At 61.4% G+C, this 2,465-nt stretch carries 1 pseudogene; it reads right to left on the reverse strand.

Annotation, left to right across the window (positions count from 1 at the left end):
• Window positions 1-1,373 (reverse strand): annotated as a pseudogene (locus B3C64_RS08390) (AMP-dependent synthetase/ligase); the annotation flags it as partial.
• Window positions 1,374-2,465 lie beyond the last annotated feature (1,092 nt).

The following is a 2,465-nucleotide window of genomic DNA, read 5'->3' on the forward strand; positions in this document are numbered from 1 at the left end:
CCCTCATCGTCGATCGTGGCGAGATCGCCGGTACGCAGCCAGCCATCCTCGGTGAACACCTCGGCGGTCTTATCGGGCAGATTGTGATAGCCCATGAACACGTTCGGCCCCTTGACCTGCAGTTCGCCATCCTCGGAAATGCGCACGGAGGATCCCGGCGCAGGCTGGCCGACGGTGCCGATCACATTGTCGGCGATGCGGGTGGCGGCGAACGGCGCCGCGGTTTCCGTCATGCCGTAGCCCTGCACCATCGGCAGACCGATGCCATTGAAGAAATGCGCCAGCGACACATCGAGCGGAGCGCCGCCGCACGCGACGTATTTGATTCGCGGGCCAAGCGCGCCGCGCACGGTGCGGTACACGGAAGCCTCATATGAAAGATGCTGCGCGGCCTGTTTCATCGTCGGCTTCTCGCCGGCCTGCTCCATACGCGACCAGTCGCGCGCGGCCTCGGCGGCCTTGAGGAACAGGCGGCCCTTCCAGCCCATGCCGGCCTTGCGGGAGGCCGCGTTGTATACCTTCTCGAACACGCGCGGCACGCCCAGCAGATACGTCGGTTCGAAGGAACGCACGTCGGGAAGCAGTGTTCTGGTGTCGGGCAGATAGCCGACCACGCCGTCATCGGATGCGATCGAGCAGTATTGGATGAACCGGGCGAAACAATGGGCGAGCGGCAGGAACAGCAGCAGCCGCGGATGGTCGTCGATGATCATCTCATGCAAGGCCAGACTCGCCGCGCGCGTGATCGCGACGAAATTGCGGTGCGATAGTTCCGCGCCCTTCGGAGCGCCCGTGGAACCCGACGTGTACACGATCGTCGCGAGGTCGTCGGCCTTCACCGAAGCGATGCGCTCGTGCAGTTCCTCGTCGGAAACGGTGACGCCCAATCCCTCCAGCGCGCCCATCGCGTTGGAATCAAGCATCAGGATGTGCTTCAGCGTCGCGCAGTGGTCGAGAACGGAATCGAGGCGGTCGAAGCGCTCGCGGTTGTCGGCGATGGCGAGTTTCACCGCGGAATCATTGAGGATGCGTTCGGCCTGCGCTGCGGAGTCGGTGTCGTAGATCGGCACGCTTACCGCGCCGATCGCCGCCAGCGCGAAATCGAGCACGCCCCATTCGTAACGGGTCGAAGAGAAGATGGTCACCGCGTCGCCTTTGCCGATGCCGAAGGCGATCAGTCCCTTGGCGGCGGCGATCACATTCCTGTGAAATTCGCCGGTGGTGATGTCGGACCACTGGCCGGGCGCGGTCTTGCGTTCCGCGATCACGGTGTCTTCGCCGGTGCGTTCGAGGCGTTCGGTGAGCAGGGAGTAGATGGTTTCATCGTCGCGTACCTCGACGGACGCGCCTGGAGTCGTGTACTCGGTGAGCATGGAATGTTCTCTTTCTCGCGGATTGCGCCGCGTGCCTCATGCGCAGGTCATCATCGGCTCCCATTGGCCGAACGTTGCCCTGTCGCGCCCCCGATAGCATAAGTTACGGGCGCGTAGGTCCGCATTGTAAGAAGCGACAAGAAATATTCCGGGAAGTTTGTATGAACTGACAAATCTTGCGAAGGCGTCAAAAAACCGCGGTATTGCAGCGGTGTCGCGGCCTTACTGAAAAAGGTTTGACGTGCCCCTTTGGAAGCGCCTTCGGCGCTGTTGCCGTGATGATTTCCAGAGAGGCTGCGATTGCTGGAAATGCAACAAAACAGAATGGTTTGTCGTTATTGGGGACGACGCGCATGGTGTACACTCGTCTATGGCGCAATTTACCCCTTGCGTCATCGGCTGGCTGCTCAATGGCGAACATTCAGCCTCAACACGTGCGATGCGCATTGTTCGCGGTCAACGGCGAGGCGAACAATGCGGAATCGGACATCCATATGAATGTGGCAGATGGCGGAGAACATCGGATGCCACACCCTAAACGGGCGTCGTACTCTAAACGGGTTCGTACTTTAAATAGGAGCCGCGCTTCAGACGGATGCTGCGCGTTAGGCGGATGCTGCGCCCTGGATGCGCGGGGCCGCGGTCCGCTCCCGTTCGAGAGCGCCGTTCGGTCGTGCCCTCAACGGGCGCGTGGAGTCGGGACGCGGCGTTCCGGGGAATGCGGCCAGCCGCCGGCATTTCGGCATCGGTTTCATCGTGCATCGGAATGCGGTGTTCCGGGGGAATGCGTCCGCGTGCTTCGTCGGCAGCTCGGTGATGGCGGGAAGACTCTTCCGTGGGCGACAGACCATTGTGATGTCGCGATTGTGCCGATATTCTGAACACGGATTGTTGGACCGTCGCGCGCGCGACGTGCATGTTGAAAGAGACACGATGTTCGATACGAGACTGTTTTCCTTGACACCTGGAATCATGCGGCTGATCGTGGCGAAAGTGCTTTGCCAGTGGGTCGGTCTGCTGTCGAACGTCGTTTTCGTGCTTTCCCTGGTGACGATGCTGGAGCCGGTGCTGAGCGGCATCGAAGTGGTGCCG

The sequence above is a fragment of the Bifidobacterium sp. UBA6881 genome, assembly GCA_002451435.1.
Taxonomy (GTDB): Bacteria; Actinomycetota; Actinomycetes; order Actinomycetales; family Bifidobacteriaceae; genus Bifidobacterium.